We start from the raw sequence: 24846 nt of genomic DNA on the forward strand, positions 1-24846 counted from the left end.
AACAATTTCGATCGCATGCTCTCCAGCGAGGACGTGATGCGGCGACGCGCAAGCTTCCTGCAGCGCATCCACATCGACGGCCCCTTGCTGGTCATCCTGCTGACCCTGGCGGCTGGCAGCCTGTTCGTTCTCTATTCGGCCAGCGGCAAGAACTGGGACCTGCTGATGAAGCAGGCCAGCTCGTTCGGCCTGGGCCTGGTGTCGATGTTCGTCATCGCCCAGCTCGAGCCGCGCTTCATGGCACGCTGGGTGCCCCTGGCGTATGTGGTCGGGGTTTTGTTGCTGGTGGTGGTGGACGTCATGGGCCACAACGCCATGGGCGCCACGCGCTGGATCAACATCCCCGGCGTGATCCGCTTCCAGCCCTCGGAGTTTCTCAAGATCATCATGCCGGCGACCATCGCCTGGTACCTGTCCAAGCGCACCTTGCCGCCAGACCTCAAGCACGTGGCGATCAGCCTGGTACTGATCGGCGTGCCGTTCATCCTGATCGTGCGCCAGCCCGACCTGGGCACGGCGTTGCTGATCCTGGCCTCGGGCGCGTTCGTGCTGTTCATGGGTGGCCTGCGCTGGCGCTGGATCGTCAGCGTGGTTGCCGCCGCCGTGCCGGTGGCGGTGGCCATGTGGTTCTTCGTGATGCACGACTACCAGAAGCAGCGGGTGCTGACCTTCCTGGACCCGGAGAGCGACCCCCTGGGCACCGGCTGGAACATCATCCAGTCCAAGGCGGCGATCGGTTCGGGTGGGGTGTTCGGCAAGGGCTGGCTGCTAGGCACCCAGTCGCACCTGGATTTTCTTCCGGAAAGCCATACCGACTTCATCATCGCCGTGCTCGGCGAGGAATTCGGCCTGGTCGGCATCTGCCTGCTGCTGCTGACCTACTTGCTGCTGATCGGCCGCGGCCTGGTGATCACGGCCCAGGCCCAGACCCTGTTCGGCAAGCTGCTGGCAGGCAGCCTGACCATGACATTCTTTGTATATGTATTCGTCAATATCGGTATGGTCAGCGGCCTTCTGCCCGTGGTGGGCGTGCCGCTGCCCTTCATCAGCTATGGCGGAACTTCGTTGGTGACGCTGCTGTCAGCGTTTGGCGTTTTGATGTCGATCCATACGCACCGCAAATGGATTGCACAGGTTTGAATAAGGTGAAGAATTTCATGCAAGCAGTGCGTGGCTGGGCTGCCCGTTGTGCGCCCTGGATTGGCGCAATGGGCTTGTTCGGCGCAGTCCAGCAGGCCAATGCCGGCGATTACGAGCGCTCGCCCCAGGTGGCCGAGTTCGTCGGCGAGATGACCCGCGACTACGGCTTCGCCCAGGAACAGTTGATGGGCGTGTTCCGCGAGGTGCAGCGCAAGCAGTCGATCCTCGACGCCATCTCGCGTCCGGCCGAGCGGGTCAAGCCCTGGAAGGACTATCGGCCGATGTTCATCACCGATGCCCGCATCGCCCGTGGCGTGGACTTCTGGCGCCAGCACGAGGCGACCCTGGCCCGCGCCGAGCAGGAGTACGGCGTGCCGGCGCAGGTCATCGTCTCGATCATCGGCGTGGAGACCTTCTTCGGGCGTAACACCGGTAATTTCCGCGTGATCGACGCCCTGTCCACCTTGGGCTTCGATTACCCGCCGCGCGCCGAGTTCTTCCGCAAGGAGTTGCGTGAATTCCTCCTGCTGGCCCGCGAAGAGCAGCTCGACCCGCTCACTCTCAAGGGTTCCTACGCTGGCGCGATGGGCCTGCCGCAGTTCATGCCGAGCAGCTTTCGCAGCTACGCCGTGGATTTCGACGGCGACGGCCACATCAATATCTGGAACAACCCGGATGATGCCATCGGCAGCGTCGCCAGCTATTTCAAGCGTCACGGCTGGGTGGCCGGCGAGCCTGTGGTCAGCCGCGCCCTGGTGGTCGGCGAGCGCGCCGACGAGGGCCTGACCACTGGCATCGAGCCGGTCAAGACTGTCGGAGAGTTGCGGGCCCTGGGCTGGTCGAGTCATGATGCGCTGCGCGATGATCTGCCGGTCACGGCCTTCCGGCTCGAAGGCGAGCAGGGCCCGGAATACTGGATGGGCCTGAAAAACTTCTACGCGATCACGCGTTACAACCGCAGCGTGATGTACGCCATGGCGGTGCATCAGCTTTCGGAACAGCTGGTTCAAGCACGGGGCGTCAAGTAATGCGCGTAATTTTCTCCACCCATTCCCTCAAGCTGCTGGGCTGCGTCGCGGTCGGCCTGGCCCTGGCCAGCTGCTCCTCCAATCGCACCACGGCGCCCAAGCAAGGCGGCAATGTCGTGCGTACCCAGCCCGGGCTGGACATCAACCGGGCCCACAAGGACGGCGCGCCATGGTGGGACGTGGACGTCAACAAGATCCCCGACGCCACGCCGACCGTGCATACCGGCGCCTACAAGGCCAACCCCTACACGGTGCTGGGCAAGACCTATTACCCGATGCAGGACTCGCGCAACTACCGCGCCGAAGGCACCGCGTCGTGGTACGGCACCAAGTTCCATGGCCAGAACACGGCCAACGGCGAGCTCTACGACCTCTACGGCATGAGCGCGGCGCACAAGACGCTGCCGCTGCCGGCCTACGTGCGGGTGACCAACCTGGCCAATGGCCGCAGCGTGATCCTGCGGGTCAACGACCGCGGCCCGTTCTACTCCGACCGTATCATCGACCTGTCCTACGCGGCGGCGAAGAAGCTCGGCTATGCCGAAATCGGCACCGCCCGCGTGCGCGTCGAAGGGATCGACCCGCAGCAGTGGTGGGCCGAGCGTGGCCAGCCGGCGCCAATGGTGCTCAAGCAGCCCCAGGTGGCCCAGACCCAGGCGATTCCGGCCAATACCGGCAAGGTCGAGCAATGGACACCGCCCCCCCAGCAGCATGCGGCGCCGGTGGTGCCGGTGCAGGTGGGTGGCAACAATGTACCGGCCAACAACGGCGGCAGCTTCCTGCAGGTCGGGGCCTTCGCCAACCCGGACGCTGCCGAGTTGCTGCGCGCCAAGCTCAGCACCATGGTCAGTGCGCCGGTGTTCATCAGCTCCATCGTGCGTAACCAGCAGACCCTGCATCGCGTGCGCCTGGGGCCGATCACCAGCCAAGGCGAGATCCAGCAGGCGCAGGACAGCATTCGCCTGGCCAACCTGGGGCAGGCGAAGCTGGTCACGGCTGACTGACGCCGGCTTTTCCGTAGGGGCGGCCTTGTGCCGCGAAAGGGCCGCAACGCGGCCCCTGGGTTTGGGCATTACCCAACCTTTGGCTGGGGCTGCTGCGCAGCCCTTTCGCGGCACAAGGCCGCTCCTACAGGTTGTGCACCGGCAACGAGGGTGTACAGCCAAACTGTCGGTTTTGTCATGAATTGCCGGCCATGGCCATGTACAATGTCGGCTTTTGCCCGTAGCGACATAACGCCGCATTTTGCGGGCCTGGCCGACGGCCTAAAAAACTAGCCTGACTGGCGCCGGGCACACGATGTGGCCCGCGAAACATCAGACCATTAGCGATTTTCGAGAGACGGATGAACATCACCAACCTTGCCAAACGACTTTGCCTGCCCGTTCTGCTGATGATCACGCCCGCTGCCTTCGCGGCGGAGCAGATGATGCCATCGCCACCCCAGCTGGCTGCCAAGTCCTACGTACTCATGGATGCGTCCAGCGGCAACGTGCTGGTCGAGAACAACGGTGACGAGCGCCTGCCGCCGGCCAGCCTGACCAAGCTGATGACCGCCTACATCGCCACCCTGGACATTCGCCGTGGCCAGATCGGCGAGAACGACCCGGTCACCGTCAGCGAAAATGCCTGGCGCACGGGTGGTTCGCGCATGTTCATCAAGGTCGGCAGCCAAGTCAGCGTCAGCGATCTGCTGCACGGCATCATCATCCAGTCGGGCAACGACGCCTCGGTGGCCCTGGCCGAGCACATCGCCGGCAGCGAAGACGCCTTCGCCGACATGATGAACAAGACCGCTGCCGACCTGGGCATGTCCAACAGCCACTTCATGAACCCGACCGGCCTGCCGCACCCGGAGCACTACTCTTCGGCCCACGACATGGCCGTGCTGGCGCGCGCGATCATCGACGAAGACCCGGCCCACTACGCCATCTATTCGCAGAAGGAATTCTTCTGGAACAACATCAAGCAGCCCAACCGCAACCTGCTGCTGTGGCGTGACAAGACCGTCGACGGCCTGAAGACCGGCCACACCGACGAAGCCGGCTACTGCATGGTGGCATCGGCCGTTCGTGACGGTCAGCGCCTGATCGCCGTGGTATTCGGCACCAACAGCGAGCAGTCTCGCGCTGCCGAGACCCAGAAGCTGCTGACCTACGGTTTCCGCTTCTTCGAAACCCAGACCTTCTACCAGAAGGGCACCGAGCTGACCCAGGCCCCGGTCTGGAAGGGCGCCACCAGCCAGGTGAAGGCAGGCCTTGCCAATGACCTGACCCTGACTATGCCTAAAGGCCAATTGAAGCGTCTCCAGGCTTCGATGACCATGAACCCGCAGCTCACCGCACCGATCGCCAAAGGTGACGTGATCGGCAAAGTGGAAGTCAAACTGGACGAGAAAGTGGTTCACAGCGCCGACCTCATCGCCCTCGACGGCGTCGAGGAAGGTGGTTTCTTCCGCCGTATGTGGGATAGCATCCGTCTGTTCTTCTACGGGTTGTTCAACTGATACGTGACCTGCATGCCCCCGCGTATCCTGCGGGGGCGTTGTTGTTGCCACGGCTTACGAGGCCGTTTCCGCCATGAGCGAACCTGACGTCAAGTCGCACAAGATCGAATTCCCTTGCGACGATTACCCGATCAAGGTAATCGGCGATACCGTGGTCGGTTTCAAGGACACCGTGATCGAGATCCTGAGCAAATATGCCAAGGTCGACCTGTCCACCCTGGCCGAGCGCCAGAGCAAGGAAGGCAAGTACACCACGGTACAGCTGCACATCGTTGCCGAAAGCGAGAACCAGCTGCACGATATCAACAGCGCCCTGCGCGCGACCGGCATCGTGAAAATGGTGCTCTGATGCCGCCCTGCCTCGGTTTTCGCGATCTCGGCTTGCAGCCCTATGAACCGGTGCTGGAAGCCATGCGTCGCTTTACCGAGCAGCGTGGCCCGGACAGCCAGGACGAAGTCTGGCTGGTCGAGCACCCCGCGGTCTTCACCCAGGGCCAGGCCGGCAAGGCCGAGCATCTGCTGGTACCGGGCGATATCCCGGTGGTGCAGACCGACCGTGGCGGCCAGGTGACCTACCATGGCCCCGGGCAACTGGTGGCCTACCTGCTGCTGGATGTTCGTCGCCTCGGGTTTGGCGTGCGCGAGCTGGTCAGCCGTATCGAGCAGACGCTGATCGACCTGCTCGCCAGCTACGGTGTCCAGGCCATGGCCAAGCCCGATGCGCCGGGTGTCTATGTCGAGGGCGCGAAGATCGCTTCCCTTGGCCTTCGAATCCGCAACGGTCGTTCCTTCCACGGCCTTGCTCTGAACGTGGACATGGACCTTGCGCCATTCCGCCGAATCAACCCCTGTGGGTATGCGGGGCTGGCCATGACCCAGCTGCGAGACCTGGCAGGCCCGATCGAACTCTCCGAGGTCAGGACAAGGCTGCGCGGACAGCTGGTCAAGCACCTCGACTATGCTGAGCAGACGACCCTCACGGGCGGAATCGACTGAATATGACAACAACTGTGCAAGAAACCGTGCCAACCCCGGAAGCTACCGCGCGCCCCGCGCCGAAGAAAGTCGAGGCGGGCGTCAAGCTGCGCGGCGCCGACAAGGTCGCGCGTATCCCGGTCAAGATCATCCCCACCGAAGAACTGCCGAAGAAGCCCGACTGGATCCGCGTGCGCATCCCGGTTTCCCCGGAAGTCGACCGGATCAAGCAACTGCTGCGCAAGCACAAGCTGCACAGCGTCTGCGAGGAAGCCTCCTGCCCGAACCTGGGTGAGTGCTTCTCGGGCGGCACCGCGACCTTCATGATCATGGGCGACATCTGCACCCGCCGCTGCCCGTTCTGCGACGTCGGCCACGGCCGGCCGAAGCCGCTGGACGTCGATGAGCCGAAGAACCTGGCCATCGCCATTGCCGACCTGCGCCTGAAGTACGTGGTGATCACTTCGGTGGACCGCGACGACCTGCGCGACGGCGGCGCCCAGCACTTCGCCGACTGCATCCGCGAGATTCGTGCGCTGTCGCCTGGCGTGCAACTGGAAACCCTGGTCCCGGACTACCGTGGGCGGATGGACGTCGCGCTGGAAATCACTGCGCAGACCCCGCCGGATGTGTTCAACCACAACCTCGAAACCGTACCGCGCCTGTACAAGGCTGCGCGCCCCGGTTCGGACTATGACTGGTCGCTGGACCTGCTGCAGAAGTTCAAGCAGATGGTGCCGCACGTGCCGACCAAGTCCGGCCTGATGCTGGGGCTTGGCGAGACGGACGAGGAAGTCATCGAAGTGATGCACCGCATGCGCGAGCACGACATCGACATGCTGACCCTGGGCCAGTACCTGCAGCCGTCGCGCAACCACCTGCCGGTACAGCGTTTCGTGCACCCGGACACCTTCGCCTGGTTCGCCGAGGAAGGCTACAAGATGGGCTTCAAGAACGTCGCTTCCGGGCCTCTGGTTCGTTCCTCGTACCACGCCGACCAGCAAGCCCACGAAGCCAAGATCAAGCTCTGAACCTGGCTGTGTGACCCATGCCGATGCGCGCCGGTAGGCGCCATCGGCATTTTTGTTTGCGGGGGGATTCCCCCTGGACAGGGCCATGGCCGTGCGTGATCGTGCCGGCCCGTATCTGCTAGGAGTTGCTCGATGAATTGCGCCGAACCCCTCGACATGCAATTGCCTGCCGCCATACCGGCCGATGCCTGTTTCGCCATCGTCGCCCCGGCCGGCCCGGCGCGGCTGGACGAGCAGAAGGCTCACCGCTGGTTCACCAGCCGAGGCATGCAATGCCGGCTGTATCCGGGGGTCAGCCAGGCGCAGGGCTACCTGGCCGGCAGCGACCAGCAACGCCTCGATGACCTGCACGCGGCGTTTGCCGACCCGGACATCGACGCCATCCTGTGCATGCGCGGCGGCTACGGCAGCATGCGCCTGCTCGACCGGCTCGACTTCGACCTGATCCGCCGCCACCCCAAACCGTTGGTTGGCTACAGCGACATCACCGCCTTGCACACCGCACTCAACCGTTACGCTGGGCTCATCACCTTCCACGGTGCGATGCTCAATGCCGACCTGTTGGGGGAGAAACTGGAGCCGACCGTGCCGTCGCTGCTCAGCCAGCTCAGGGGCGAGTTGGGCGAGGGGGACGTGTTGCGTCATCCTGAGGCCTACCCGCTGACCTGCGTGCAGCCTGGCGTGGCGAGCGGGCGGTTATTGGGCGGCAACCTGTCGCTGCTCTGCGCCACCCTGGGGACGCCTGCCGAGATCGACAGCCAGGGCAGCATCCTGTTCATCGAAGACGTCAACGAGCCGTTGTACCGGGTCGACCGGTTACTCACTCAATTGCGCCTGGCGGGCAAGCTGAATGGGGTGCGAGGCGTGCTGGTGGGCGACTTTGCCGGAATCAGCGTGGCGGCGATGGTGCCGCTGCTCAAGGATATCTTCGGGCCGCTGGGCGTGCCGGTATTGGCGGGGTGGCGCAGTGGGCACTGCGATCCGAACCTGTGCCTGCCGCTGGGGGCCAGGGTACGGTTGGACAGTCAGGAGCAGGTACTGGTACTGGAGCAGGGGCTGTTCAAGGCTTGAGATAGCTAGGGCTGCTTTGCCGCCCTTTCGCGGCACAAGGCCGCTCCTACAGGCCCACTGTAGGAGCGGCCTTGAGCCGCGAAGTATTACTGCCGACGCAAGCTGTCGAGCAGCTTGTGGGTCGGATAGCCATCGGCCGGCCACCCCAGCCCTTGCTGGGCATTACGGATGGCCTTGCGGGTATTGGCGCCGATGATGCCATCGGCATTGCCTGCCTCGTGGCCGCGGGCATTGAGCAGGTCCTGCAGCTCGATACGCTCGCTGCGACTCAGCGGCAGGTCGTCCTTGGGCCAGCCGCCGGCGATGAAGCCCCAGCCGGAGAAACGATCCCCCAGCAGGCTGACCGCCAGGGCGTAGGACGACGAATTGTTGTACTTCAGGATCGCCCGGAAGTTGTCCAGCACCAGGAACGCCGGGCCGCGGGCACCCGCGGGCAGCAGCAGGGCGGCCGAGAGCTGGTTGCTGCCCGCAGGCAGCTGGGTACCGGTCGGCAGCGTCACGCCCAGTTGCAGCCATTCGCTGACGGTCTTGCGCTGGGCGCCATCGGCCAACCAATAATCGAAGCCTGCGGGCACCTGCACCTCGAAGCCCCAGGGCTGGCCCTTCTGCCAGCCCGAGCTTTGCAGGTAGTGGGCGGTGGAGGCCAGGGCATCGGCAGTGCTGTTCCAGATGTCGCGGCGGCCATCGCCGTCGAAGTCCACGGCGTGGGTGTTGTAGGTGGTGGGGATGAACTGGGTCTGGCCCATGGCGCCGGCCCAGGAGCCACGCATGGCCTCAGGCTGGATGTCGCCGTTCTGCAGGATCTGCAAGGCGGCGATCAGCTGATCCTGGGCGAAGGTCGGGCGACGGCCTTCGTAGGCCAGGGTGGCCAGGGAGCGAATCACCGACTTGCTGCCCTGGAACTGGCCGAAATTGCTCTCCATGCCCCAGACCGAGACCAGAACCTGGCGATCCACGCCATAGCGCTGCTCGATCTGCGACAACAGCTCGGCGTGCTGTGCCAGCAGCTTCTTGCCGTTGCGCACGCGCAATGGCGACAGGGCACCGTCGAGGTATTCCCATACCGGGCGGGCGAATTCAGGTTGGCTGCGGTCGGCCTTGATCACGTCCATATCGGGCGTGACGCCGAGGAAGGCGCGGTCGAACGTGCTGGGGCTGATACCGGCCTGCAGGGCCTGTTGGCGGAAGCCCGCCTGCCATTGGGCGAAGGTCTGCAGGGGCTGGATTTCGCTGCTGGTGTCAGGTGTGGTGCCTGGCAGGGTCACGTTTGCAGTGGGCTGGGCGGGAGCCAGCGGCAAAGCGTCGGCGGCGGTGGGCTTTTCCGCGCAGGCGACGAGCAGGATGAAGCTGGAGGCTGCGATCAGCTGGCGTGGGTGCCAGCGCAGGGACAGACGGAAGGGCATGCACAGATCCAGAATTGCGGTTCAGGTGCCGACCATATCATGACTGGGCGCTTCCTGCCTTCATGCGGCCAAAAAGCAAGAAGCCTCCCAATCTCTCGATTGGAAGGCTTCGCGGCGGTAGCTGCCTTTGCCCTTGTTCGGTCGTTCCTGGCGGCAGCGGAACAGTGGCTGGGCGACGATGGACTTGGCCTTGTTCGGGCCGTGCTTTTTCGGCTTCTTGCTCATGGCGATTACCCCGTTTGGGTGGATGTCGGGGCGCACTGTAAGGCTGGGGTGGGGGAGGGGCCAATTGATTGTGTTTATGGACGATGAGCGCGGCCTCTGTAGGAGGGCCTTGTGCCGCGAAAGGGCCGCGAAGCGGCCCCCTGTCATTCTGGAGGAAGTGCCAGACGCTGCCCGGCCATCAGCAACGACAAGCGCGCCAGCCCGGTCCAGGGCGAGCCTTCGGCCTGGCCCTTGATCTGCGCATCGATGCGCTGCGCATCCTGTAGCAGTTGCGCCCAACGCTGCGCCGAGAGCCGCTGCAACGCCTTGCTGACCAAGGGCCGGCGCTTGTCCCACACTGGCGGGCGCGCCTGGCTGAAGGCTTTGTCCAGGGGCACGCCCTGGCTGAACTGTTGGGCCAGCCCCGCCAACAGGCGCAGCTCCCGGGCCAGAGCCCAAAGGATCACGGGTGGCTCGACCCCCTCGCCACGCAGACCCTCGAGCATGCGCAGGGCATGGCCGGCCTCGCCGTTGAGGATCGCATCGACCAGGCCGAAGACATCGAAGCGTGCGCTGTCGGCGACAGCAGCCTGGACGGTGTCGACCGTGATCTGGTTGCCCTCGGCCAGCAGCTTGAGCTTCTCGATCTCCTGGGCGGCGGCCAGCAGGTTGCCCTCGACCCGCGCGGCGATCAGATCGACTGCATCGCGCTGGGCGCAGAGCCCGGCCTGGGCCAGGCGCTGGTTGATCCACTGCGGCAATTGCTGGGCGTCCACCGGCCAGATCTGGATGAACTGGCAGTGCTGGCCTTCGATCAGCGCCTTGCCCCATTTGGTTTTCTGCGCGCTGCCGTCGAGCTTGGGCAGGCTGATCAGCAGCAGGGTGTCGTCGGCCGGGTTGGCGCAATACTCCATGAGCGCGGCGGCGCCCTTGTCGCCCGGCTTGCCGGACGGCAGGCGCAGTTCCAGCAAGCGACGCTGGGCGAACAATGACAGGCTGGCACCGGCCTGGAGCAGGGTGCCCCAGTCGAAGTTGGCGTCGGCACTGAACACCTGGCGTTCGTCGAAGCCTTGCTGGCGGGCGGCGGTGCGGATGGCATCCGCAGCTTCCTGGCACAACAGCGGGTCGTCGCCGCTGACCACGTAGACCGGGGCCAGGGCACCTTGCAGGTGTTTGTTGAGTTGGGCGGGAGAGAGCTTCATGGTGTGGAATGGGGCACCGGCAGGTGCCCCTTCGGCCTCGTGTCAGTTGGCCGGTACTTCCATCGGGGATTGCTGCGGCGTTTCGTCCTGCTGGCGGCGGGCCGCTTCCAGGGCGTCGGCTTCGGCCTTGGCGCGGGCCTCGGCTTCACGTTGCAGCTCGTCCAGGTGGGACGGCGTCAGCATCTGCAGGCGCACCATCATGGCCTGGATCAGGTCGCGGCGCATTTCTTCGCGAGCCTGGGTGGCTTCCTGGTCGGAGCCGGTGATGTTGTCACCGTCATGCACGTAGATCTTGCGGACCTCGACCTTGTCGCTGAGCAGTGGAATGTCATTCAACCCCAGCATGCTATAGCTGAGCACGGTGGTGAGTTCGTACTCGACCGAGCGGTTGCCGCCGCTGTAGGTAGCCGCGCGCTGGGTCTGTTTCTCGTCGGTCAGCACCAGGCGATAGGGCGCGCCGGCGTGAACGTTGACGCCGTTGCGGTCCAGGGTCTCGCGCAGCTCGGTCACGGTCTCGCCGTAGGCGTTGCGCGCGCGCAGGTCCATTTCCTTGATGGTCAGCTCGGTGGTGCCGGTGCCGCGCAGCTGGAAACCACAGGCGCTGAGCACGACGGCCAGGCCCATTACCAGCAGATTGCGTTTGATCATGTTGTAGCTCCCTTGTGGGCCTGTTCCGCCCACCCACGCTGTGCGCGGGTGGGCGTTGCCATCAGTTGGCGACGATGTTGACCAGCTTGCCCGGCACGACGATGACCTTGCGGATGGTCAGGCCATCGATGAAGCGCAGGACGTTCTCGTTGCTGCGGGCGGCGGCTTCGATCTCTTCACGGCTGGCGCTAGCCGGCATCTCGACCTGGCCGCGCAGCTTGCCGTTGACCTGGACCACCAGCGTGATGCTGTCCTGTACCAGGGCGCTTTCGTCGACGCTCGGCCAGGTGGCGTCGATCACCGCCTGGTCGTGGCCCAGATGCTGCCACAGCGCATGGCTGATGTGCGGGGTGATCGGGGCCAGCAGCAGGGTAACGGCCTCCAGGCCTTCCTGCAGCAGGGCGCGGTCCTGTTCGGTGGCTTGCGGAGCTTTTTCCAGCACGTTCATCACGGTCATCACTTGGGCAATGGCGGTGTTGAACTTGTGGAACTGGCCCACGTCGGTGCTGGCCTGCTTGATCGCGGCATGGATGGCGCGGCGGATGGTCTTCTGCGCGTCGTCCAGCGAAGCGACATCCAGCTTGCCCGGCAGGCCCTGGGCGACGTGGGCCTGGGCCAGGCGCCAGACACGGCGCAGGAAGCGGCTGGCACCTTCGACGCCGGAGTCGGACCACTCCAGGCTCATGTCGGGCGGCGAGGCGAACATCATGAACAGGCGGCAGGTGTCGGCGCCGTAGGCGTCGATCATGGCTTGCGGGTCGACGCCGTTGTTCTTGGACTTGGACATCTTCTCGGTGCCGCCGATTTCCACCGGCAGGCCGTCGGTCTTCAGGCGGGCGCCGATGATCTTGGCCTTGGCGTCACGCTCGACCTCGACGTCGGCCGGGTTGAACCAGTCCTTGCCGCCGTTGCTGGCGGTGCGGTAGTAGGTCTCGGCGACGACCATGCCCTGGGTGAGCAGGTTCTTGAACGGCTCGTTGGAGGTGACCAGGCCCTCGTCGCGCATCAGCTTGTGGAAGAAGCGCGCGTACAGCAGGTGCAGGATGGCGTGCTCGATACCGCCGATGTACTGGTCCACCGGCAGCCAGTGGTTGGCGGCTTTCGGGTCGACCATGCCACCTTCGTAGTTCGGCGAGGCGTAGCGGGCGAAGTACCAGGACGACTCGACGAAGGTGTCCATGGTGTCGGTTTCGCGTTTGGCCGCCGTGCCACATTTCGGGCAGGTGCATTCGTAGAATTCGGGCATGCGCGCCAGGGGCGAGCCGGCGCCGTCCGGTACCACGTTCTCGGGCAGGGTGACCGGCAGTTGGTCTTCCGGCACCGGCACGTCGCCGCAGGACGGGCAGTGGATGATCGGAATCGGGCAGCCCCAGTAGCGCTGGCGGCTGATGCCCCAGTCGCGCAGGCGGAACTGGGTGCGCGACTTGCCGAGTTCCTTGCGGATCAGCGCGGCCTCGATGGCGTCGAAAGCACCCTGGAAGTCCAGGCCGTCGAACTCGCCGGAGTTGATCAGCTGGCCATGCTCGCCGTAGGCGGCCTGCCACTCGCTGCCGACTTCGTCGCCGGCGCTGGTGCGTACCACCGCCTTGAGCGGCAGGTTGTACTTGTGGGCGAACTCGAAGTCGCGCTCGTCGTGGGCCGGGACCGCCATCACCGCGCCGTCGCCGTAGTGCATCAGTACGTAGTTGGCGACCCAAACCGGCAGTTTCTCACCGGTCAGTGGGTGCTGGACGAACAGGGAAGTGGGCATGCCCTTCTTCTCCTGGGTCGCCATGTCGGCCTCGGCGACGCTGCCGCTCTTGCATTCGTCGATGAACGCCTGCAGCGCCGGGTTGCCCTGGGCAGCCTGGGTGGCCAGCGGGTGCTCGGCGGCGACGGCGACGTAGGTCGCGCCCATCAGGGTGTCCGGGCGGGTGGTGAAGACCTTCAGGGCGCCTTCGTGGCCGATGCTCGCCTGGTCGTAGGGGAACTGCACTTCCATGCCGCGCGACTTGCCGATCCAGTTGCGCTGCATGGTCTTGACCTGCTCAGGCCAGCCCGGCAGCTCGTCGAGGCTTTCCAGCAGCTCGTCGGCGTAGTCGGTAATGCGGAAGTAGTACATCGGGATTTCGCGCTTCTCGATCAGCGCGCCCGAACGCCAGCCACGGCCGTCGATGACCTGCTCGTTGGCCAGGACGGTCTGGTCGACCGGGTCCCAGTTGACGGTGCCGTTCTTGCGGTAGATGACACCCTTTTCGAACAGGCGGGTGAACAGCCACTGCTCCCAACGGTAGTAGTCCGGCTTGCAGGTGGTGACTTCACGGGACCAGTCGATCGCCAGGCCCAGGCTCTTGAGCTGGGACTTCATGTAGTCGATGTTCTCGTACGTCCACTTGGCCGGGGCGACGTTGTTCTTCATCGCGGCGTTTTCCGCCGGCATGCCGAAGGCGTCCCAACCCATCGGCTGGAGCACGTTCTTGCCTTGCATGCGCTGGTAGCGGGCGATCACGTCGCCGATGGTGTAGTTGCGCACGTGACCCATGTGTAGCTTGCCGCTCGGGTACGGGAACATCGACAGGCAGTAGTAGGTGTCCTTGCCTGGCTGTTCGGTGACAGCGAACGATTGTTGCTCGTCCCAGAAGGTCTGGGCGGCGGCTTCTATATCACGGGGCGTGTATTGTTCGTGCATGGCTACTTTGTGCTGAGAGAGATAGGGACCCTGTTTTCCGCAGCGGAACCTCGCTGCGTCCGGCACTCCGGTGTCGGTAGAGTGAACGCCGTAGCATACATGAGCGTCGTGTATCGTGGGAAACCCTGAATGCGGCCCACGGGCCGTTGGTCGCGGCATCCGGCTGCTTTTTGCAGTGACGCTAAGCTCATTTGTGGGGGAGATATTCTTATCTTCAATGAGGTGAACGGATGGGAGAGTCGCAGCTACCCGCAATCAAACCGGAGCTATACGAACGCTTGATCGACCGCCTGGGCCTGGCTCTGGAAGTGGCCAGGACCTCCGTACGATTACGCGACGAGATGCCAGCCGAACTGGAACTGCGTGGCTTGAGCCACGCCGAGTTCGAAGTGATCAAGGCCTACCTGGAAACCCTCCCGGAAGGTCGCTTTGCCAGCACCGGAGCTTACCCGCCACCGGAGCCGACTTTGGCGAAGATCGTCTGGCTCAAGGACAAGAAACGCCCTGCCAGCATGGCAAGATCCCGGGCGCTGCCCCGCTAGCCGTTCTGGGTTCCAGGCGCAGACCGTCTTGCGCCGGTTCTTTCTTACAACTGCTCATGATCGGCGTCGGACGCGCACTTGTTGCCCGGCGTCGATCCTCTTAGGCTGCACGCCTTCATTGGAGGTCTGTGCATGCCGCTTCGCTACTTCATCAAACAATGGTTGCTGCCGCCTGGCGTGCTGTTCCTGTTGCTGCTGGCTGCCTGGTGGCTGCGCACGCGGCGCCCGCGCCTGGCGGCGGCCTGCTTCGTTCTGGGCCTGGGTGGCCTGTGGTTGATGAGCCTGCCGCTGGTGGTGGAGCAGGCCGCCCGGCAGCTGGAAACCGAAGCGCCATTGCCGCCGGGGCAATGGGCAGCCCTGGCCGGGCGTGCCGAGGCCATCGTGGTGTTGGGGGCTGGCCGTGAGCGTGGCGACTCGGCCTGGGGCGGCCAGGACCAGCCGACCGGCACGGCCCTGGAGCGCATGCGCTATGCCGCGCAGTTGGCCAAGGCCTCGGGGCTGCCGTTGGCGATCAGTGGCGGGCTGCACTATGGGACGCCGCCGAGTGAGGCGCAATTGATGACTGACCGGCTGCAGGCAGACTTCGGCGTTGCTGTGCGCTGGAAGGAAGAGGCCAGCCGCACCACTTGGGAGAATGCCCAGTTCAGTGCGCGGCTCCTACAGCCCCAGGGTATTCGCCGGGTGGTGCTGGTGACCCAGGCCTGGCATATGCCGCGTGCGCGCTGGAGCTTCGAGCGGGCAGGGTTCGAGGTGATAACGGCGCCGGTGGGGTTCCTCGGGGGCGACCATGCCCAGCCGTTCGCCGGCTTGCTGCCCGATAGCCGGGCGGTTTGGCGCAGTGGGCAGTTGCTCAACGAGGCGGTGGGGTTGGTGGGCTATCGGTTGTTTTATTGAATTGAGTAGGGGGCTGCGGTGCAGCCCTTTCGCGGCACAAGGCCGCTCCTACAGGGGTTGCGCCTTTCTGAAGGCGCGGCCTTGTGCCGCGAAAATCACACCGTCCTGGCAATTCGCCCCGCCAGCAGCGCCCAGCCCAGCAACAGGGCGCAGACAATCGCCAGCGGCCATGAGCGCCATTGCAGATAGGGCGTCAGCTGCTGCATCGGTATCACTTCTCCATAGAGGACCGCCTGCTGGAACTGCGGAACCTGCGCCGTGATCTTGCCGAACGGGTCGATCAACGCGGTCACGCCGTTGTTGGTGGCGCGGATCATCCAGCGGCCTGCTTCCAAGGCGCGCATCTGGGCCATCTGCAGGTGTTGCAGCGGGCCGATCGAAGTGCCGAACCAGGTGTCGTTGCTGATGGTCAGCAGCAGGTCGCTACGCGCTGCCAGGCCGGCGGCGAACTCGGGGTACACCACCTCGTAGCAGATGAACGGCGCCACCTGGTAGCCCTTTGCCTGCAGCAAGGGCTGGTCCGACGGGCCGCGGGCGAAGTCCGACATCGGCAGGTTGAAGAACTCGATCAACCCACGAAGCATGTCCTGCAGCGGTACGTACTCGCCGAACGGCACCAGTTTCTGCTTGAGGTAGGTGCCGTCGCCTTCGCCGGCCACGGTGATGCCGTTGTAGTAGCGGCGCTGGTGATGCACCACTTCACGCACCGGCACACCGGTGATCAGCGCCGAATGGCGGTCGGCGGCGAAGCGCCCCATCACATCGATATAGCCCTGGGCCTGGTCCTTGAGCACCGGCACGGCGGTTTCCGGCCACACCAGTAGATCCACGGGTTTGGAGGTGAAGCTCATGTCGCGGTACAGCGTCAGTTGCGCGTCGATGTGCGCCGGGTCCCATTTCAGGTCCTGTTCGACGTTGCCCTGCAAGGCCGCGACCTTCAGTGGATCGCCGGAGGGTATGGTCCAGGCGTGGCCTTTGAGGGCCATGCCGACGCCCCAGGGTGCCACCAGCAGTATCACGCCCGCCGCCAGGAACGATGGGCGTGCCCGCAAGCGAGGCAGGTTGCACAGCAGCGCCGCGCTCAACGCCAGGACGAAGGAAACCAGCCACACGCCACCTAGCGGCGCCAGGCCTGCGAGCGGGCCGTCGAGCTGGCTGTAGCCGGCGTACAACCAAGGGAAACCGGTCAGGAACCAGCCGCGGAAGGCCTCTTGCAGCAGCCACAGGGCCGCGAAGCACAGGGCGTCGGCCAGGGGGGCCTCGTTGCGCCTCAGCCAGCGCGCCCACAGCCAGGTGGGCAGGGCGAAGAACCAGGCCAGGGCGGCGAAGAACGCCACCAGCAGGGCCACCGCCAGCAGCGGCGAGGCGCCACCGTAGGTGTTCATGCTGACATAGATCCACCAGGTGCCGGCGCCGTACAGGCCGAAGCCGAACCACCAGCCACGCCACATGGCCTGGCGTGGGCTGAGCTCACGCAGGCCGAGGTAGAGCAGGGCAATGGACAGCAGCGCCAGCGGCCAGATGTCGAACGGCGCCAGCGCCAGGAGGGTCGATGCGCCAGCCGCCAGGGCCAGCAGGTTACCGGGCCAGCCGGGGCGGGTGATCCAACGCATGTTTGTCCTTAACGGGTGATCGGTGTCAGGCGCAGCAAGTGTATCCGCCGGCTGTCGGCATTGAGAATACGGAACTTGTAGGCGCCGATCTCGGTGGTCTCGTTGCGCTTGGGCAGGTGGCCGAAGGCACTCATCACCAGGCCGCCGACGGTGTCGAATTCGTCGTCGGAGAATTCGCAGTCGAAGAACTCGTTGAAGTTCTCGATCGGCGTCAGGGCCTTGATCAGGAAGTCACCGCTGGGCAGCGGCTTGATGTAGCTGTCTTCCTCGACGTCGTGTTCGTCCTCGATGTCGCCGACGATCTGCTCCAGCACGTCCTCGATGGTGACCAAGCCTGCCACGCCGCCGTATTCGTCGATGACCACGGCCATGTGGTTGTGGTTGGCGCGAAACTCGCGCAGCAGCACGTTCAGGCGCTTGGACTCCGGCACGAAGGTGGCGGGGCGCAGCAGGTCCTTGATGTTGAAGCTGTCGCCGTTCTCCTTGAGGATCAACGGCAGCAGGTCCTTGGCCAGGAGGATCCCGAGCACATCGTCATGGCTCTCGCCGATCACCGGGTAGCGCGAGTGCGCGGCGTCGATCACCGCCGGCAGGAATTCGCGTGGCGACTGGCTGGCCTTGATGCTGATCATCTGCGAGCGCGGCACCATGATGTCGCGCACCTGCAGGTCGGCGACCTGGATGGCGCCTTCGACGATGGTCAGCGCTTCGCTGTCGAGCAGCTTGTTCTGATGGGCTTCGCGCAGCAGCTCGAGAAGCTCCTGGCGGTTCTTCGGCTCATGGGCAAAAGCCTGGGTCAGTTTACCCAGCCAGGACTTCTGCCCATTGCTCGATCGGTCTTCGCTCATGGCGGTTACTCGTGATCCTTTGTCGCGGGGGGAGTGATTTCGTCATCGGCGTACGGGTCGGGATGACCCAGTTCCGCCAGCAAGGTTCGTTCCAGGGCTTCCATTTCCTCGGCTTCGTCATCTTCGATGTGGTCGTAACCGAGCAGGTGCAGGCAGCCGTGGATGACCAGGTGCGCCCAGTGCGCCTCGAGGGCCTTGCCCTGTTCGGCGGCTTCGCGCTCGACCACCGGCACGCAGATGACCAGGTCGCCCAACAGCGGGATGTCGAGCAGTTCGTCCGGGACATCGGCCGGGAACGACAGCACGTTGGTGGCGTAGTCTTTGTGCCGGTAGGTGTGGTTGAGCTCGCGGCCTTCGGCCTCGTCGACCAGGCGAATGGTCATTTCCGAGTCGGCGCTGCGCTGGCGCAGGGCCAGCTCGCACCAGCGGCGGAAGGCGGCGTCATCGGGGGCGGCAGCATCGGTGGCCCGTTGCAGGTCGAGTTCAAGCATCTTTGGCAGGTGCCTCGGGCTTGGCCTGGCGGGCGTCGAAGCGGTCGTAGGCTTCGACGATGCGTTGCACCAAGGGGTGGCGCACCACGTCCTTGGGCTGGAAATGGGTGAAGCTGATGCCCGGCACGTCCTTGAGCACCTCGATCACATGGGCCAGGCCCGACTTGGTGCCACGTGGCAGGTCGACCTGGGTGATGTCGCCGGTGATCACCGCAGTCGAGCCGAAACCGATGCGGGTGAGGAACATCTTCATCTGCTCGAGGGTGGTGTTCTGGCTTTCGTCGAGGATGATGAAGCTGTTATTCAGGGTGCGGCCACGCATGTAGGCCAGCGGGGCGATCTCGATCACCTGGCGCTCGATCAGCTTGGCTACGTGCTCGAAGCCGAGCATCTCGTAGAGGGCGTCGTACAGCGGGCGCAGGTACGGGTCGATCTTCTGGGCCAGGTCGCCAGGCAGGAAGCCGAGCTTCTCGCCCGCCTCGACGGCCGGGCGTACCAGCAGGATACGGCGCACCTGTTCGCGCTCCAGGGCGTCAACGGCGCAGGCCACGGCCAGGTACGTCTTGCCGGTACCGGCGGGGCCGATGCCGAAGTTGATGTCGTTGGCCAGGATCTCCTTCACGTAGCGCTGCTGGTTGACACCGCGCGGGCGGATGTTGCCCTTGCGGGTGCGCAGCGAGACGCTGACTTCGTTGACGGCCGGGTTGTCGAGGGTCTCGACGGTCGACTCCTGCAGGTACAGGTGAACGGTTTCCGGCGACAACTCGGAGGCTTTGGCTTCGCGATAGAGGCGACGCAGCAGCTGTTCGGCAGCCGAGGTGGTCTTGGGCTCGCCGATCAGTTCGAACTGATTGCCACGGTTGCGGATTTCGATGGCCAGGCGCTGTTCGATCAGGCGCAGGTGCTCGTCGAACTGGCCGCACAGGTTGGCGAAGCGGTGGGCCTCAAAGGGTTCGAGGATGAAGCGATGGGGTTGTATGGGTGCGTTCAAGGTCGTTTTTAGCCGCTCGACGGCAATGGATGTGAACTCAAGAATAACCCTTGAAGGGCAGTGGCGAAAGCACTGAAACGATCAAGGGTCTGGTATCGATCATGTCGAGCTGGTCGAACCTTGTGGGAGATCACCCAGCCCTTCAAATAGCAACAAGGGTCATTGGATCAACGAGCCGACCAGCGAATGCGGCTTGGCCTCTTCGATGCGTACGTCCACCAACTGGCCGATCAGCGCTGGATTATCGCAGTGGAAGTTGACGATTCGATTATTCTCGGTGCGGCCCTGCAACTTGCCCGGGTCACGCTTGGAGAAGTCGGTGACCAGGATGCGCTGGATGCTGCCGACCATGCGTCGGCTGATCTCGAACCCCTGCTGGTCGATGCGGTGTTGCAGCAGTTGCAGGCGCTGTTTCTTCACCTCTTCGGGGGTGTCGTCCGCCAGCTCCGCCGCCGGCGTGCCTGGGCGGGCGCTGTAGACGAACGAGAAGGAGAAATCGAAGCCGACCTCTGCCACCAGCTTCATGGTCTGCTCGAAGTCCTTTTCGGTCTCGCCGGGGAAGCCGACGATGAAGTCCGAGCTGATGCAGATGTCCGGAACCGCGGCCTTGAGCTTGCGCAGCTTGGACTTGTATTCGAGGATCGTGTGGTTGCGTTTCATGGCCGCCAGCACGCGGTCGGAGCCGGCCTGCACCGGCAGGTGCAAGTGCTTGACCAGCTGCGGGACCTCGGCATGTGCCTGGATCAGGCTGTCGGAGAACTCCAGCGGGTGCGAGGTGGTGTAGCGGATCCGCTCGATACCCTCCACCGCTGCCACGACGCGGATCAGCTCGGCAAGGTCGGCCAGGCGCCCGTCGTGGGTCAGGCCGCGATAGCCGTTGACGTTCTGGCCCAGCAAGGTGATCTCGCGCACGCCGTTCTCGGCCAGGTGGATGACCTCGGCCAGCACGTCGTCGAACGGCCGGCTGACTTCGGTGCCGCGGGTGTAGGGCACCACGCAGAAGGTGCAGTACTTGCTGCAGCCCTCCATGACCGAGACGAACGCGGTCGGGCCGTCGATGCGGGGCTCGGGCAGGTGGTCGAATTTCTCGATTTCCGGGAATGACACATCGACCTGCGGCAGGCGGGTGCTGCGGGCTGCGTCGATCATCTCGGGCAGGCGGTGCAAGGTCTGCGGGCCGAACACCACGTCGACATAGGGCGCACGCTTGCGCAGCGCCTCGCCTTCCTGGCTGGCGACGCAGCCACCCACGGCGATGACCATGTCCGGGTTGCGGTCCTTCAGGGCGCGCCAGCGGCCGAGCTTGGAATACACCTGGTCCTGGGCCTTTTCGCGGATCGAGCAGGTGTTGAGCAGGATGACGTCGGCGTCATCGGGGTGCTCGGTCACTTCCAGGGCCTGGTATTCGCCCAGCAGGTCTACCATGCGCGAGCTGTCGTACTCGTTCATCTGGCAACCGTGGGTTTCAATGTAGAGCTTCTTGGCCATGGCGAATCATCTGCTGCGGGTGCTTAAAGGGCCGCACATTATAGAGACCGCGCCGGGTGCTTAACAGGCCAGGCGGTCTGCTATGATGCCGGCCTTTTCCTATCTTTGTGTCGTTTCTTTCGATCATGAGCAAACGCGAACCCGCCATCTACAAAGTGATCTTCCTGAACCAGGGTCAGGTTTTCGAGATGTACGCCAAGCAGATCTACCAGAGTGACCTGTGGGGGTTCCTGGAGATCGAGGAATTCGTCTTCGGCGAACGCACGCAGGTGGTGGTCGACCCCAGCGAAGAGAAGCTCAAGGCGCAGTTCGAAGGCGTGGTGCGCAGCTTCGTGCCGATGCATTCGATCGTGCGTATCGATGAGGTGGAGCGCCTGGGCACCGCGAAAATCAGCGAGGCCAAGGGGGGTGGCAACGTGATGCCGTTCCCGATGCCGATGCCGGAGAAGTAGGCGGCCCGTCAGGGCAGGGGGGAAAACGGCGTACGCCCTTCGGCGTTCTGCAGTTCCAGGAGGTATTTGCGGAAGATCTGGCCCAGTACTTGGGTGGCATGCTCGAGTTCGTCGCGGGGCATCTGCTCGGTGACTTCGTCGGCCATGTCCAGGGCGTCTTCGTCACCGTTGACCGCGGCCATCTTCAGCAAGATGTAGGCCTGCACGTTGTTGGCCGGGACCCCTTCGCCATGGAAGAACATGGCGCCCAGGCGGTATTGGGCCTGGGCCTGGCCTTGCAGCGAGGCTTTCTCGAACCAGTTGACGGCTTTTTTCAGGTCCTTGGGGGCCTGGTTGCCACTGTAGTAGAACTCGCCCAGCTCGTACTGTGCCTGGGCATCCCCCGACTCCGCCGTCTGCTCGCAGGCCTTCAGGGCGTTCTCCAGGTCCTCTGGCTGGGTGTTGAGGGTGCAGCGTCCCGTCGCTGGAATGAGCAACGAGTTGCCGCCCTCTGCCAGGGCCAGCAGGGGCTGAAGTAGCAGCAGGCAGCCCAGGGTGAGGGCGCGGCCGGTGCGGTTCATGGGGATCGACTTACCTCTGCAAAGCTGCGGCCAATGTCTCTGGTGGCACATTATGGGATAAGCAGCGCCTACCTTACAAAGTTTTACTCGATTTTCTACATCTGCGGGACAGCGCCTTTGATTGTGACGAGGTTCACACGCCCGGGGACTGGCAGCCTGAACCGACCGATCGCGGGGCAAGCCCGCTCCCACACGTGAGGCGTGATCCTGTGGGAGATCACCCATCCCTCCGGGCTGCGCTGTCGCACAAAGAACAAGCGGCTAGCGCCGCCCCCCCTGTGGGAGCGGCGGTGCGGCGGTCCGACTTGTCCCGCGATTCGGTCATCCCTTTATTTCAGGGCTGCGAACGCGCGTTCGGCGGCATCCAGGGTGATCTGCAGCTCTTTGTCGCCATGGGCGATGGAGGTGAAGCCTGCTTCGAACGCGCTCGGCGCCAGGTACACGCCGCCTTCGAGCATCAGGTGGAAGAAGCGCTTGAAGCGTTCCACGTCGCTGGCCATCACGTCGTCGAAGGTGACGATGTCGTCGGCGCCGCTGAAGTACAGGCCGAACATGGCGCCCGCCTGGGTGGTGACGAACGGTACGCCAGCGGCATCGGCGCGCTGTTGCAGGCCGTCGAGCATGCGGCTGGTGTAGGCAGTCACTTCATCATGGAAGCCCGGGCGGCTGATCAGCTTGAGCGTGGTCAGGCCCGCGGCCATGGCCAGTGGGTTGCCCGACAGGGTACCGGCCTGGTAGACCGGGCCGAGCGGGGCGATGCACTCCATGATCTCGCGCTTGCCGCCGAAGCAGCCGACCGGCATGCCGCCACCGACGATCTTGCCGAAGGTCGACAGGTCCGGCTTGATGCCGTAATGGCCTTGGGCGCCGCCGAGGGACACGCGGAAACCGGTCATCACTTCGTCGAAGATCAGCACCACACCATGCTTGTCGCACTGCTCGCGCAGACCTTCGAGGAAGCCCGGTGCCGGCGGCACGCAGTTCATGTTGCCGGCCACCGGCTCGACGATGATGCAGGCTACCGTCTGGCCGACGTCCGACAAGGTCTTCTCCACCGCCGCAATGTCGTTGAACGGCAACGTCAGGGTGTGTTTGGCGAAGTCCGCCGGTACGCCGGCCGAGCTCGGCACGCCCTGGGTCAGCAGGCCGGAGCCGGCTTTGACCAGCAGGCTGTCGGAATGGCCGTGGTAGCAGCCTTCGAACTTGATGATCGCATCGCGGCCGGTGTAGCCACGGGCCAGGCGGATGGCGCTCATGGTCGCCTCGGTGCCGGAGCTGACCATGCGCACCATTTCCATGGACGGCACGATCGAGCAGACCAGGTCGGCCATCTCGGTTTCCATGGCGGTCGGGGCGCCGTAAGACAGGCCGTGCTCCAGCTGCTTGCGCACCGAAGCCAGGACGTCCGGGTGGCTGTGGCCGAGGATCATCGGGCCCCAGGAGCCGACGTAGTCGACGTAGCGCTTGTCGTCTTCATCGATGACATAGGCGCCTTCGGCATGTTTGAAGAACAGCGGGGTGCCGCCGACGCTGCGGAACGCGCGCACAGGCGAGTTCACGCCGCCAGGGATGTGCTTCTGGGCTTGGGCGAACAGGGATTCGGAACGGGACATGGGGTTTCTCTCGAATCAGGAAGCGAACAGGGCGTTGAAGGCGCGGGCGCGGCGGGTGACTTCCTGCGCGCTGTCGGCACCGAACAGGCCATGGATCACCGCCAGCAGGTCGGCACCTTGGGCGACCAGCGGGGCGGCGTTGTCGAGGGTGATGCCGCCGATCACGGCGATCGGCAGTTGTACGCGGGCGCGGGCCTGGCCCAGCAGGGCGAGGTCGGCGGCCGGTGCACCGGGCTTGGTCACGGAATTGAAAAATCGGCCGAAGGCCACGTAGCTGGCGCCTTCGGCGGCAGCCTGCTCGGCCAGTTCGAGCTGGGCGTGGCAGGTGGAGCCGATGATGGCGTCACGGCCGAGCAGGGCGCGGGCCGGGGTCAGCGGGCCATCGGTCTGGCCCAGGTGTACGCCGACGCCCAGGCGTGCGGCCAGCTCGGCGTCGTCATTGATGACCAGTTGGGTGCCGTAGCGCTCGCAGAGCTTGGCCAGCGCTTCGGCTTCGCGCAGGCGGCGGGCTGCGTCATCGCTCTTGTCGCGGTACTGCAGCAGGCACACGCCGCCGGCCAGGGCCGCCTCGACATAGGACAGGAAGCGACCGGCGAGCAGTTGGCTGTCGGTGATCGCATACAGACCGCGTAACTTCATCGCAAGACCTCGTGGATCAGAAGCAGAAATCCAGGGGCAGCCGGCGTGGGACGAACTGCCCCTTGCCCAGCTGCTCGGCATCGCGCAGGGTGCGCCAGGTATAGTCCAGCGCGCTGCGTACGGCACTTTCCAGCTGTTCGCCGAGGGCGAGGCGACCGGCCAGGGCGCTGGCCAACGTACAGCCCGAACCATGGTAGCTGCCTGGCAGGCGCTCGCAGGTCCAGGTGTGCTGCTGGCCATCGCGGCTATAGAGCCGGTTGTGGATTTGCGCTTCGTCGCCGTGACCGCCGGTAATCAGCAGATGTCTACAGAACGGCAAAAGCTTCTCGGCGCATTCGTCAGCGGTGCCTTCGGGCAGCTCGGCGAGGATGCGGGCTTCGGGCAGGTTCGGCGTGGCGATCAGGGCCAGCGGCAGCAGGCGCTCACGCAGCGCATAGCCGACCTCGTCCTTGCCCAGGCGGCCACCGCCGCCAGCACGCAGGACCGGGTCGCAGACCAGCGGCAGGTGCGGGTGGGCGGCGAGCAGTTCGGCGACGGTATCGACCATTTCGATCGAGCCGAGCATGCCGAGCTTGACCGCTGCCACCGTGGAGTCGGCCAGCACGGCATTGGCCTGGGCTAGGACCCACTCGCGGTCGAGCACCCGGAAATCGGAAACGTTGACGGTATCCTGCACGGTCAGGGTGGTCACCGCAGGTGCGGCGTGACAGCCTTGGGCGATCAGGGCTTCGATATCTGCCTGCAGGCCGGCGCCGCCACTGGGGTCGTGGCCGGAGAGACAGAGGACAACGGGGCGGGAGCTGTAGGTATTCATGGTCGGCGAGCTTACCACCAAACCT

General features: G+C 64.7%; 25 protein-coding genes. 11 read left to right on the plus strand and 14 right to left on the minus strand.

Going from position 1 to position 24846, the window contains the following annotated elements; translation table 11 throughout:
• Positions 1–36: 36 nt before the first annotated feature.
• The 8 genes from rodA to IRZ56_RS18210 all read left to right on the plus strand — a co-directional run bounded on the left by rodA (position 37) and on the right by IRZ56_RS18210 (position 7751).
• A complete protein-coding gene (gene rodA, locus IRZ56_RS18175; protein WP_196146226.1) occupies positions 37–1140 on the plus strand; it encodes a rod shape-determining protein RodA in 1104 nt (367 codons plus the stop codon).
• 17 nt (positions 1141–1157) lie between these two features.
• A complete protein-coding gene (gene mltB / locus IRZ56_RS18180; RefSeq protein WP_196146204.1) occupies positions 1158–2168 on the plus strand; it encodes a lytic murein transglycosylase B in 1011 nt (336 codons plus the stop codon).
• On the plus strand, positions 2168–3172 hold the full coding sequence (locus IRZ56_RS18185; RefSeq protein ID WP_196146205.1) for a septal ring lytic transglycosylase RlpA family protein: 1005 nt from the start codon (positions 2168–2170) through the stop codon (positions 3170–3172). The genes mltB and IRZ56_RS18185 overlap by 1 nt, the downstream gene beginning before the upstream one ends.
• Positions 3173–3513: 341 nt before the next feature.
• A complete protein-coding gene (locus IRZ56_RS18190; protein WP_084855550.1) occupies positions 3514–4674 on the plus strand; it encodes a D-alanyl-D-alanine carboxypeptidase family protein in 1161 nt (386 codons plus the stop codon).
• 73 nt (positions 4675–4747) lie between these two features.
• On the plus strand, positions 4748–5023 hold the full coding sequence (locus IRZ56_RS18195; RefSeq protein WP_043211184.1) for a DUF493 domain-containing protein: 276 nt from the start codon (positions 4748–4750) through the stop codon (positions 5021–5023).
• Positions 5023–5670: a lipoyl(octanoyl) transferase LipB gene (gene lipB / locus IRZ56_RS18200; protein WP_196146206.1), complete on the plus strand. Its 648-nt coding sequence runs from the start codon at positions 5023–5025 to the stop codon at positions 5668–5670. The genes IRZ56_RS18195 and lipB overlap by 1 nt, the downstream gene beginning before the upstream one ends.
• A 2-nt stretch (positions 5671–5672) precedes the next feature.
• Positions 5673–6680 carry a lipoyl synthase gene (lipA, locus tag IRZ56_RS18205; RefSeq protein ID WP_230381270.1) on the plus strand — a complete coding sequence of 336 codons (1008 nt, stop codon included), beginning with the start codon at positions 5673–5675 and terminating at the stop codon, positions 6678–6680.
• A 132-nt stretch (positions 6681–6812) separates the two neighbouring features.
• A complete protein-coding gene (locus IRZ56_RS18210; RefSeq protein ID WP_196146207.1) occupies positions 6813–7751 on the plus strand; it encodes a S66 peptidase family protein in 939 nt (312 codons plus the stop codon).
• 86 nt (positions 7752–7837) lie between these two features.
• On the opposite strand, the gene IRZ56_RS18215 is transcribed toward IRZ56_RS18210, so the two are convergent.
• The 5 genes from IRZ56_RS18215 to leuS form a co-directional block, all read right to left on the minus strand.
• A complete protein-coding gene (locus IRZ56_RS18215; protein ID WP_196146208.1) occupies positions 7838–9154 on the minus strand; it encodes a lytic murein transglycosylase in 1317 nt (438 codons plus the stop codon).
• A 60-nt stretch (positions 9155–9214) separates the two neighbouring features.
• Positions 9215–9379, minus strand: a complete 165-nt coding sequence (arfA, locus tag IRZ56_RS18220) for an alternative ribosome rescue factor ArfA (protein ID WP_196146209.1) — start codon at positions 9377–9379, stop codon at positions 9215–9217.
• 143 nt (positions 9380–9522) lie between these two features.
• Complete coding sequence (gene holA, locus IRZ56_RS18225; RefSeq protein WP_196146210.1) at positions 9523–10560, minus strand: DNA polymerase III subunit delta; 1038 nt, start codon at positions 10558–10560, stop codon at positions 9523–9525.
• Between the two features lie 42 nt (positions 10561–10602).
• Entirely contained in the window at positions 10603–11208 is a 606-nt protein-coding gene (gene lptE, locus IRZ56_RS18230; RefSeq protein ID WP_196146211.1) for an LPS assembly lipoprotein LptE, read from the minus strand.
• 61 nt (positions 11209–11269) lie between these two features.
• Positions 11270–13876 (minus strand): leucine--tRNA ligase, encoded by a 2607-nt coding sequence (leuS, locus tag IRZ56_RS18235; protein WP_196146212.1) that lies wholly within the window; start codon positions 13874–13876, stop codon positions 11270–11272.
• Between the two features lie 230 nt (positions 13877–14106).
• On the opposite strand from leuS, the gene IRZ56_RS18240 reads away from it, so the two are divergent.
• Together IRZ56_RS18240 and IRZ56_RS18245 are read left to right on the plus strand one after the other, a co-directional pair.
• Complete coding sequence (locus tag IRZ56_RS18240; protein ID WP_196146213.1) at positions 14107–14418, plus strand: hypothetical protein; 312 nt, start codon at positions 14107–14109, stop codon at positions 14416–14418.
• 132 nt (positions 14419–14550) lie between these two features.
• On the plus strand, positions 14551–15312 hold the full coding sequence (locus IRZ56_RS18245) for a YdcF family protein (RefSeq protein WP_196146214.1): 762 nt from the start codon (positions 14551–14553) through the stop codon (positions 15310–15312).
• A 95-nt stretch (positions 15313–15407) separates the two neighbouring features.
• Here the strand turns inward: IRZ56_RS18245 and lnt are convergent, their stop codons facing one another.
• The 5 genes from lnt to miaB all read right to left on the minus strand — a co-directional run bounded on the left by lnt (position 15408) and on the right by miaB (position 20743).
• Positions 15408–16925: an apolipoprotein N-acyltransferase gene (lnt, locus tag IRZ56_RS18250; RefSeq protein ID WP_196146215.1), complete on the minus strand. Its 1518-nt coding sequence runs from the start codon at positions 16923–16925 to the stop codon at positions 15408–15410.
• An 8-nt stretch (positions 16926–16933) separates the two neighbouring features.
• The gene (locus tag IRZ56_RS18255) at positions 16934–17773 is read right to left on the minus strand and encodes an HlyC/CorC family transporter (RefSeq protein WP_196146216.1); all 840 of its coding nucleotides are present in this window, start codon (positions 17771–17773) and stop codon (positions 16934–16936) included.
• A 5-nt stretch (positions 17774–17778) separates the two neighbouring features.
• Complete coding sequence (gene ybeY / locus IRZ56_RS18260; protein ID WP_196146217.1) at positions 17779–18264, minus strand: rRNA maturation RNase YbeY; 486 nt, start codon at positions 18262–18264, stop codon at positions 17779–17781.
• On the minus strand, positions 18257–19255 hold the full coding sequence (locus IRZ56_RS18265; protein WP_196146218.1) for a PhoH family protein: 999 nt from the start codon (positions 19253–19255) through the stop codon (positions 18257–18259). The genes ybeY and IRZ56_RS18265 overlap by 8 nt, the downstream gene beginning before the upstream one ends.
• 159 nt (positions 19256–19414) lie before the next feature.
• Positions 19415–20743 carry a tRNA (N6-isopentenyl adenosine(37)-C2)-methylthiotransferase MiaB gene (gene miaB, locus IRZ56_RS18270; protein WP_196146219.1) on the minus strand — a complete coding sequence of 443 codons (1329 nt, stop codon included), beginning with the start codon at positions 20741–20743 and terminating at the stop codon, positions 19415–19417.
• 125 nt (positions 20744–20868) lie between these two features.
• Here miaB and IRZ56_RS18275 point away from each other — a divergent pair, with 125 nt between their 5' ends.
• Positions 20869–21195 (plus strand): DUF1820 family protein, encoded by a 327-nt coding sequence (locus tag IRZ56_RS18275; RefSeq protein ID WP_043211213.1) that lies wholly within the window; start codon positions 20869–20871, stop codon positions 21193–21195.
• An 8-nt stretch (positions 21196–21203) separates the two neighbouring features.
• Here the strand turns inward: IRZ56_RS18275 and IRZ56_RS18280 are convergent, their stop codons facing one another.
• The 4 genes from IRZ56_RS18280 to IRZ56_RS18295 all read right to left on the minus strand — a co-directional run bounded on the left by IRZ56_RS18280 (position 21204) and on the right by IRZ56_RS18295 (position 24821).
• A complete protein-coding gene (locus IRZ56_RS18280; RefSeq protein WP_196146220.1) occupies positions 21204–21755 on the minus strand; it encodes a tetratricopeptide repeat protein in 552 nt (183 codons plus the stop codon).
• A 329-nt stretch (positions 21756–22084) separates the two neighbouring features.
• Positions 22085–23368 (minus strand): glutamate-1-semialdehyde 2,1-aminomutase, encoded by a 1284-nt coding sequence (gene hemL / locus IRZ56_RS18285; RefSeq protein ID WP_196146221.1) that lies wholly within the window; start codon positions 23366–23368, stop codon positions 22085–22087.
• Between the two features lie 15 nt (positions 23369–23383).
• Complete coding sequence (thiE, locus tag IRZ56_RS18290) at positions 23384–24007, minus strand: thiamine phosphate synthase (RefSeq protein WP_196146222.1); 624 nt, start codon at positions 24005–24007, stop codon at positions 23384–23386.
• Between the two features lie 16 nt (positions 24008–24023).
• On the minus strand, positions 24024–24821 hold the full coding sequence (locus IRZ56_RS18295) for a hydroxymethylpyrimidine/phosphomethylpyrimidine kinase (protein ID WP_196146223.1): 798 nt from the start codon (positions 24819–24821) through the stop codon (positions 24024–24026).
• Positions 24822–24846 lie beyond the last annotated feature (25 nt).

Origin of the sequence: Pseudomonas guariconensis (assembly GCF_015680235.1) — a bacterium.
Classification (GTDB): Bacteria; Pseudomonadota; Gammaproteobacteria; order Pseudomonadales; family Pseudomonadaceae; genus Aquipseudomonas; species Aquipseudomonas guariconensis_A.